Annotated in this window: 3 protein-coding genes and 1 pseudogene; all 4 read right to left on the minus strand. The window is 76.6% G+C overall.

Annotation, left to right across the window (positions count from 1 at the left end):
- Nucleotides 1–120 precede the first annotated feature (120 nt).
- On the minus strand, nucleotides 121–1,290 hold the full coding sequence (locus tag FA014_RS15905) for a DUF58 domain-containing protein (protein ID WP_154730627.1): 1,170 nt from the start codon (nucleotides 1,288–1,290) through the stop codon (nucleotides 121–123).
- A 37-nt stretch (nucleotides 1,291–1,327) separates the two neighbouring features.
- Entirely contained in the window at nucleotides 1,328–2,281 is a 954-nt protein-coding gene (locus FA014_RS15910) for an AAA family ATPase (RefSeq protein ID WP_154730628.1), read from the minus strand.
- Between the two features lie 78 nt (nucleotides 2,282–2,359).
- On the minus strand, nucleotides 2,360–8,248 hold the full coding sequence (locus tag FA014_RS15915; protein WP_154730629.1) for an Ig-like domain-containing protein: 5,889 nt from the start codon (nucleotides 8,246–8,248) through the stop codon (nucleotides 2,360–2,362).
- Nucleotides 8,245–8,734, minus strand: a pseudogene (locus tag FA014_RS20135) (serine/threonine-protein kinase); the annotation flags it as partial. The pseudogene FA014_RS20135 and the gene FA014_RS15915, both read right to left, overlap by 4 nt.

Raw genomic sequence — 8,734 nt, forward strand, 5'->3', positions numbered from 1 at the left:
GCGGGCGCCCCGACGGGGGCGGGCCGGGCGGCGTCGGGACGCCGGGGGCGGGCGTGCCGGGCGCGACGGCGGGTGCGGTCCCGGCGGTGCCGGGTCCGGTGTGCGTCTCGGTCGTCGTCGTCATGCCGCGGCCGCCAGTCGCAGGGCGCGGGGCAGGTCGTCGAGCGCGCCGAGCCGCACCAGGCTGAGGGTGCGCTGCGTGCGCACCTCGACCTCGGCGCCGGGCACGCAGCTCACGACGAGCGTGCGGGTGCCCTCGGGCACGTGCCGCGCGGCGGCGCGCAGGTCGGCGGCGGGCACGACGGAGCCCGTGACCAGGAACGCGAGCGTCACGTCGGGCGCCTCGCGGGCGACCCGCCGGCCGAGCAGGCGCGAGCCCGTGCCGTCCGGGCCGCAGGTGATGCCGGAGCAGTCGTCGAGCAGCGGCCGCCGGGCGGTGGTCCGCACCCGGCCGGGGCCCGCGAGCACGGCGAGCGGGTGCTCCTCGGCCAGCACGTGCACGCCCAGCGAGGCGACCACGCTGACCGCGAGCTCGAGCTCCGCGTCGTCCTCCGCGTGCCGGTAGTCCCGCGGGTCCGTCGCGAGCGCGACGGCCGTCTGGGTGCGCCGGGTGTCCTCGTACTGCTTCACGGTGAGCTGGCCCCGTCGGGCAGTGGTCCGCCAGTGGATCGACCGCCGGTCGTCGCCGACCACGTAGTCGCGCAGCGCGTGGAACGCCAGGTCCATGTCGGACAGGTCGCGGGTGGACCCGCCCTCCAGGTCGCGGAGCAGGCCCGCGTCGGCGCCGGTGAGCATGACGACGCGCGGGTGCACGTACAGCTCCTCCGAGCCCGTCGTCACCGCGTGCCGCGTGGCGAGGCCGAGCGGGTCGCCGCGCACCGCGCGCACCGGGCCCACGGTGACGACCGCGCGCCGGTCGGTGGGCACGGCGAACAGCTCCTCGTGCTCCGTGCCCGGCGCGAGGGACGGCACGTCGAGCTCCGCGCGGCCCTCGCCGACCTGGAGCTCCAGCCGCACGGCCCGCGTCCGGCGCCCGGCCGGGGCGGACACGACGACGCCGCCGAACGCCCGCTCCCCCACGCGCACCCGACGGTCGGCGAGGTCGAGCCGCACCGCGTGCGGCAGCCGGCCCCAGGTCATCGCGACCGCGACCAGCAGCGCGGCGGCGCCCACGGCGCCGAGCGCGGCGAGCTCGGTCCAGCCCAGCAGCACGCCGGCGGCCAGCGCGGCGGCGCCGAGCAGCCCCGCCCCCCAGCCCACGCCGGACAGCCGGGTGCGCGAGCGCCTCACGCCGCACCTCCCGGGTGCACCCCCACGTCGGCCGACCTCACGCGCGCGCCACCGGCGGCGGGGTCGCGGACAGCACGCGCTCGACCACCTGGGTGGTCGTCGCCCCGAGGAAGTCGGCCTCGGGGTCGAGCACCAGGCGGTGCGCCAGCACGGGCACCGCGAGCTCCTTCACGTCGTCGGGGACGACGTACGCGCGGCCCGCGGCCGCGGCCCGGACCCGCGCGACGCGCACCAGCGCGAGACCGCCGCGGACGCTCGCGCCGAGCGAGGTCTGCGGGTCCTCGCGGGTGCCCTCGATCAGGCGCGCGACGTAGTCGAGCACCGAGCCGTCCACGTGCACGGTCTGCGCGAGCTCGGCCATCTCGACCACGCCGGCGGTGGTGACCACGGCGTCCAGCTCGCGGGTGCGGTCCCGGGCGCCGGACAGGATCTCCACCGTCGCGGTGCGGTCCGGGTAGCCGAGCGAGGTGCGGACCAGGAACCGGTCCAGCTGCGCCTCGGGCAGCCGGTAGGTGCCCGCCTGCTCGATCGGGTTCTGCGTCGCGATCACGACGAACGGCCGGCCCACCGGGTGGGTGTCCCGGTCGACGGTGACGTGCCCCTCCTCCATCACCTCGAGCAGCGCCGACTGCGTCTTGGGCGAGGCGCGGTTGATCTCGTCGGCCAGCAGCACGGAGGTGAACACCGGGCCCGGGTGGAACTGGAACGTGCGCGCCCCCTGGTCCCAGATCGTGACGCCGGTGACGTCGCTGGGCAGCAGGTCCGGCGTGAACTGGATGCGCTGGTGGGTGCCCTGGACGGACGCCGCGATCGCCTTGGCCAGCGAGGTCTTGCCGGTGCCCGGGGCGTCCTCCAGCAGCACGTGGCCCTCGGCGATCATCGCGGTCAGCACGAGCCGCACCGGGCGGTCGGCGCCCAGCACCGCGCGGGACACGTTGCCCACCAGGCCGGCGAACGTCTCGGCGAACCAGGCGGACTGCTCGGGGGTCATCTGGGGGTGTCTCCTGTCGGTGCTGGTGTGGTGCTGTCGTCTCGCGCGGGGCCGATCACCCGATCGGCAGGCGGTGGCCTATCCGGAGGAGCCGCCGCCCCCGGGTTGGGGGTCCGTCTCGCCGGGCTCCGGCGGCGTCTCCGGACCCGGCTCGGTCCAGGACACGCGCTGCGTGACCTCCGCCCACGGACCCCACCCGGCGGCCGTGCGGGCGCGCACGCGCAGGGTCAGGTCGGACGGGTTCGACACGCCCCGGTCGCCGTCGAGCCCGACGGTGACCGTCGTCGACCCGCCCGGGTCGGGCCGGGTGATCGTCTCCCACGGCCGCCAGCCGGTGAGCGTGAACTCGTACCGCTCGATCGCGTTGCCGCCCGTGTCGCCCGGCGGGCTCCACGCGAGCTGCGCCGTGTCGGGCCGGCCGCTGCCGCCGCCGCTCGCCGACGCGACGACGGACAACCCGGTCGGGGCCGTGGGCCGGGTGCGGACCTGGTCGGCCGTGGTGGTGGCCGCGGGGCCCACCGCGCCGCACCCGCGCTGGTTGCAGGCCTGCACCGTGACGGAGACCCGGGCACCGGCGCCGAGCCCGTTGATCCGGGCCGACCGCTCGCCGGTGCGCTGCACCGACCCCGCCGACGTCCCGACCTGGTAGTCCGTGACCGGCGCGCCGTTGCCGTCCACCCGGTCCCACTCGACGTCGACCCAGCCCTGCCCGGCCTCGGCGTCGGACGACGCCCCGACGAACCGCGGCGCAGCCGCCGTCGCGGGAACGCCGAACGCCACCGCGCGGGCGGAACCCGCCTGCGAGCGACCGGCCCGATTCTCCGCGACCACCTGGAAGGTGTACTCCGCCCCGTTCTGGGCGCCGGTCAGCGAGTAGCCGAGCCGGTCGGCGCCCAGCGGGAACGTGCCCTCGCCGGGCCCGCCGGAGATGGTCAGGTAGTAGCGCAGCACCGGCGCGCCGTTGGACGCCGGCGGGTCCCAGGCGACGTCGATCTGCCGGCCCTCCGGGGACGCGACGGACTGCGCGCGGACCGCCGGGGTGCCCGGCGGGGCCGAGGGCGTCTCCGTCGCCGACGGCGCGCTCCACGCGCTCGGCTCCGGGGCGCGGTTGTGCGCCCGCACCTGCACGGAGTACGCCGTGCCGTTCGCGAGCCCCCGGAACGTGTACGACGTCCCGCTGGTGGTCACAGAGGCGGACCCGCCCGGCGGCGCGGGCGAGATCATCAGCGTGTACGAGGTCACCGGCGACCCGGTCGTGGCCGGCACGTCCCACTGGGCGGTGAGCTCGCCGTCGCCGAACGCGGTCCACCGCGGGGCGTTCGGCGTGGACGGCACGGCGTCCGGCCGCGCCACGGCGGACGCCGGGCTCGGGTCGGACCAGCCGACGGCGTTCTCCGCCGCGACCGTGAACGTGTACTCGACGTTGTTCGTCAGCCCGGTGATCGTGCACGTGGTGCTGGCGCAGGCCGTCGACGGGCCGCCTGCGCTCGGCGTCACCCGGTAGCCCTTGATCGGCTCGCCGCGGCCGTCCGGTGCGGTCCAGGACAGCACCACGGTGCCGTCGCGGACCTCGCCGACCCGCGGCGCGTCCGGCGTCGCCGGCTTGCCGCGGACGCGGAGCGTGATGCTGGAGGCGACCTCGCGGGCGCTGTCGTCGGTGGCGTCCCGGACCCGCACCCGGACGACCATCTGCCCGACCAGGTCCGCGGTCGGGCGCACCACGACGTCCGAGCCGGCGACCGAGGCGGTACCCGTCCCGGGCGTCTCGACGGTGGCGCTGACCACCCGGAGCGGCTGGTCGGGGAACGGGTTGGACGCGCCGGCGAGGACGTCGACCACGCGCTCCTGGCCCTGGACGGCGTCGCCGATGGAGATGTTCTGCAGCGTCGCGACCCGGCGGGTGCTCGCCACGGTCCGCACCTCGACCTGGACGGCCATCTTGCCGGCGCGGCCGTAGCCGAGCTCGAGCGCGAGCGTGCCGCGGGTGCCCTTGGGGGTGCCGACGTCGGAGGCGACGGACAGCCGGCTGCCCTGGAGGGAGGCGGTGAACCCCGCGGGCACGTCGCCGGTCAGCCGGTAGGTGAAGGTGTCCTGCCCGGACGCGCCCTCGACGCCCTGGGTGAAGGCCTGCAGGTCGACGGTGGTCGGCGCCTCGCCCGGCCCGATCTCGAGCGTGGACGGCACGAAGGTCGGCGGGTAGTCGTCGAGCGTGTACACCGTGATGGGCAGCGTGATCACGGAGGTCCGCGCGGAGGTGTCCCCCGGGCCGGTGCGGTCGGTCACGGGCACGGTGATCGACGCGGGGCCGACGTAGCCCGGGGCGGGCCGGAACTGCACCGTGGTGGAGTCGGCGACGAGCGAGGAGCCGTCGGACCGGGTGGCCGTCACCGCGGTGGCGTCGGCGACCTGCGCCGTGCGGCCGGGCGCGACCTGCACCTGCTCGCCGAGCGGGATGGTCAGCGTCTCGCCGCCCGCGACCCGGAGCTCGGGCGCGCGGGGCCGGGCGGTCGGCGGGAAGAAGCCGAGCGCGGGCACCGAGATGAACGCGTACGCGCTGACGTCCTCGGCGGTGGTGTTGGTGAGCCGGTACGGGATGGTCTGCGCGGTCTCGGCCAGCGTGACGGTGATGGTGCCGTCGGCGCGCACCGTCGCCACGGACGCCGCGCTGCCGGGGACGGACACCCGCAGGTCGCCGATGGGCCCGCTCGGGTTCTGGGCGACGCCCAGCACGTCGACGTCCACGCTGGTCCGGCCGACCGTGTCGACCGGCGGGACGACGACGTCCCGCGGGATGGGTGCGAGCACCGGGGCGTCCGGGTCGACGGTCACCGAGAGGGCGGCGCTGCCGGACGCCCCGCGCTCGTTCACGGCCGTGTACCCGATGGTGAACACGCCCGCGGTGTCGCCACGCACGACCACGCGGCTGCCGGACAGCGTCGCGGTGACGCCCGGGTCGACCTCCAGGTCGTCCCGGACGGACAGCTCGCCGCCCAGCACGTCGGTGTCGTTCTCCAGGACCCGCACCTCGACGGTCTGCCCCGGGCGGACGGTGATCGTGTCGTCCCGGGCGACCACGCGGTTGCTGTCACCGGGGCGCGCCGCGATGCCGACGCGCACGGTCGCGACGGCCCGCTGGCCGGTCCAGTCCTCGACGGCGTAGGTGAACGTGTCGGTGCCGGCCTCGTCGGGCAGCGCCTCGTACTCCAGGAAGTCGGCGCCGACGGTGGTGACCCGGCCCTTGGTGCCGGCGGACGCGACGCCGAGCAGCGTGATGCCGTCGCCGTCCGCGTCGATGCCCACCAGCGGCACCGGGATCCGCACCGTCTCCCCCGCGAACACGCGCGCGGTCAGGGCCCGCGGCCGCGGCGGCGCCTTGGTCTCGGGGTCGGACTCGTGCACGCGCACGGTCACGGTGGCGGCCGTCTCCATGCCGGTCGCGTCCCGCACGACGAACGTCGCGTGCACGGTCATCGGGGTCGCCGGCGCCTGGTACCGCAGGTTGTCCCCGGAGACGAACATCAGGCCCTCGCCCTCGCCCAGCGGCTCGGCCAGGTCGGGCAGCAGCGCGATGGTGTCCCCGTCGGGGTCGGACGCCCCCTCCAGGACCGGGACCGTGACGACGCCCCCGGTGCGCACGTCGGCGGTCACGTTGGGCACCACCGGTGGCTGGGGGGTGGCGGACGCCGGCACGGGACGCACCAGGATCTGCCCGGTCGCGCTGGCGGTGCCGTTGGAGACGACGTACTGCAGCGTCACGGGCTCGGCCAGCGCACCGACCGCGGAGACGGTGACGAGCGACCGGTGCCGCACGGCGACCCGCAGGCCGTCGGGCGCGGAGACGCTCTGCAGCACCAGCACCCCGCCGGCGGGGTCGGTGTCGTTGGCCAGCGGGTCGACGGTGGTCTCGCCACCGGACGGGAGCCAGGCGTCGTCCGCGACCGCGATCGGGGGCTCGACCTGCTCGGGGCGCTCGCGCACGTCGATGCGCGCGACGCCCGTCGCCTGCTGCGGCGGCGCGGTGACGGTGAAGCTCACGTAGAAGGTGCCGGCCTGCGCGGCGCGGAACGAGAAGGTGCCGGCGTCCAGGTCGGGCGTGATCGTGGTGCCCTGCACGTCCTCGACGCCGGCGAGCCGCGGCTGCTCCGCGCCGAAGGTCCGTACCGCGTCCAGCGGGCGCAGCTCGACGTCCTGGTCGACGTACGTGACGGCGTGCACCGGGTCGATCTGGAGGTCCAGCGAGCCGATCGCGCGCACGTCGACGTCGACGGTGCCCTCGGTGGTGGACGTGCCGTCCGAGACGACGACGTGCACGACGTCCCGGCCGAGCTCGCCGCCGTCGGCCACGTAGGTCAGCGTGCCGTCCTGGCGGAACCGCGCGGTGCCCTTCTCGGCCGTGGCGCCCACCAGGGTCAGCGGGTCGCCGTCGGGGTCGGAGAAGTCGGCGAGCACCGGGTACGTCGCGGTCTGGCCCTGCTCGACGCGGATCTCCCCGGTGCGGTCCTGCACCGGCGGCTCGTCCAGCGCGGGGTCCCGGACGGTGAGCGTGACCTGCGCGGTGGAGGGGGCCGCGGTGCCGCGGCCGTCGCTGATCGAGTAGGCGAACGTCACCGAGCCGGAGGCGTCCGCCGGCACGGCGACCTGGAGCGCCCGCCCGCCGTACACCTGCTGCAGGGTGCCGAGCTCGGCGGGCAGCGGGTCCACCTCGCTGAGCACGAGGATCCCGCAGTCCGAGGACGTGTCGTTGTCGATGACGGGCAGGATCGTGGTGCGGCCGGCGCGCACGCCGAACGCGTCGTCGACGGCGTTCGGGGCGGCCGACGTGGGCGAGCACTCGGGCACCAGCTCCTGCGTGGTGCGGTCGCCCTCGGCCCGGTCGGTCTCGTCCTCCGGCTGCTCCTCGGGGACGACGTCCGTCCAGTCGGGCTCCCGGACCTCGGTGTCCTCCAGCGGCAGCCACAGCCGGCCGTCGACCGTCTCGTTCAGCGCGACGACCTGCCGGTTCACCCGGAAGACCAGGTGGTCCGTCGCGGTGACGCCCGCGAGCGACTCGAGCCGCGGCGCGGCGTCGGCGCACAGCTCCAGGTAGTTGTCGGCCGCCGTGGGCCAGGCGGCGTGCGCGCAGGTCCCGACCCGGACCGGCGCCGCGGGCGCACCGGAGCCGCCCGCCTCGTGCTCGGCGGCGACGTCCCCCGAGGACAGCGCTACCTCGACCAGGCCGGTGCTGCCCGCGACCAGCGCGGTGCCGGCCGACGGGCCGGGCTGCTGCAGCACGGGCTGCGCGAGCCCGAGCGCGCTGGACCCGCCGGGGGTGCGGACGGTGTCCCCGTCCAGGCCGACCGGCACGTCGCCCACGGCGGTGAGCGACTCGACCGGGCCGTCCAGCGCCGGGCCCTCCTCGGCGGCAGCGGGGCCGCCGGCCGTCGGCGTCAGCCGGGTGACCTCCCCGGTCGCGCCGGCGACCGCGAACGCGTCACCGGTCACCGAGGCGGTGATGACGCCGCCCGCGCCGACGTCGGCGTCCGGCTCGTCGGCCGTCACCTGGAGCATCGGCAGGTCGTCGAACGACCGGACCCACGCCTGGCCCTCGGTGTCCATGACGGCGACGGTGCCGCCGGCCATCGACACCTGGGCACCCGCGGGGACCGCGACCTGTGCGGCGGCGGTGACCCCGGCCGGGTCGACGACGGTCAGCGTCCCGGCCTCGACGACCAGCACGTCCCCGGCGTCCTGCAGGACGTCGAACTCCGTGCTGCTCGCGACCAGGCCCGCGTTGAGCTCCTCGACCTGCGCGTTGTACCGGCCGACCTGGAGCGTGCTCGTGGAGGTCAGCCAGACCGCGCCGTCGTTGAGGTCGACCTGCGCGAGCGGGAACCCGGGGTTCACGACGGCGAGGGTGGCGAGCACCGCGGGCACGGTGACGACGGCCGCGGTGGACGCGACCTTCCTGCGGTTCCAGCGGGTCCTCACGCGGCGCACCCCTGGGCCGGGACGGTGGACGCGCGGCGGTCGGCCCGCACGATCGAGACCTCGACGCACACCTCGCCGCCCTCGGCGGGCGGGGTCACGGTGACGGTGGGCCGGTCCACGATCTCGAGCTGGGGCTCGCCCGTGGCGGTGCGCACGCCCCAGAGGTAGGTGTCGCCGTCCTGCTCGTCGGGGTTGGTCCAGGTGAACACGACGGTGCCGTCGGTCTGGCGGGTGCCGAACAGGTTGGTCGGCGCCGGCACCGTCTGGCCGAGCGTGCTGGCGGGTCCGGGGAACTCGGTGCCGGCGGCCGGGCCCGGGTCGGTCGCCGGCCGGTTCGCGAGCAGCACGACGGCGACGACGGCCGCGGCGATGGCGAGCACGGAGCCGGCCGCCGCGAGCAGCCGCCCGGTGCGCGACCGCGCCGCCCGGCCGGGGTGCACCTCGTGCACGGGGGCCGCCACCAGCTCGGGGCCCGCCCCGTCGGCG

Source organism: Cellulomonas hominis (genome assembly GCF_005239125.1).
In the GTDB taxonomy this organism is placed as follows: Bacteria; Actinomycetota; Actinomycetes; order Actinomycetales; family Cellulomonadaceae; genus Cellulomonas; species Cellulomonas hominis_A.

Coding starts and splice junctions, on each gene's coding strand:
- FA014_RS15910 (WP_154730628.1), bottom strand. CDS start 2,281: ATGACCCCCGAGCAGTCCGCCTGGTTCGCCGAGACGTTCGCCGGCCTG.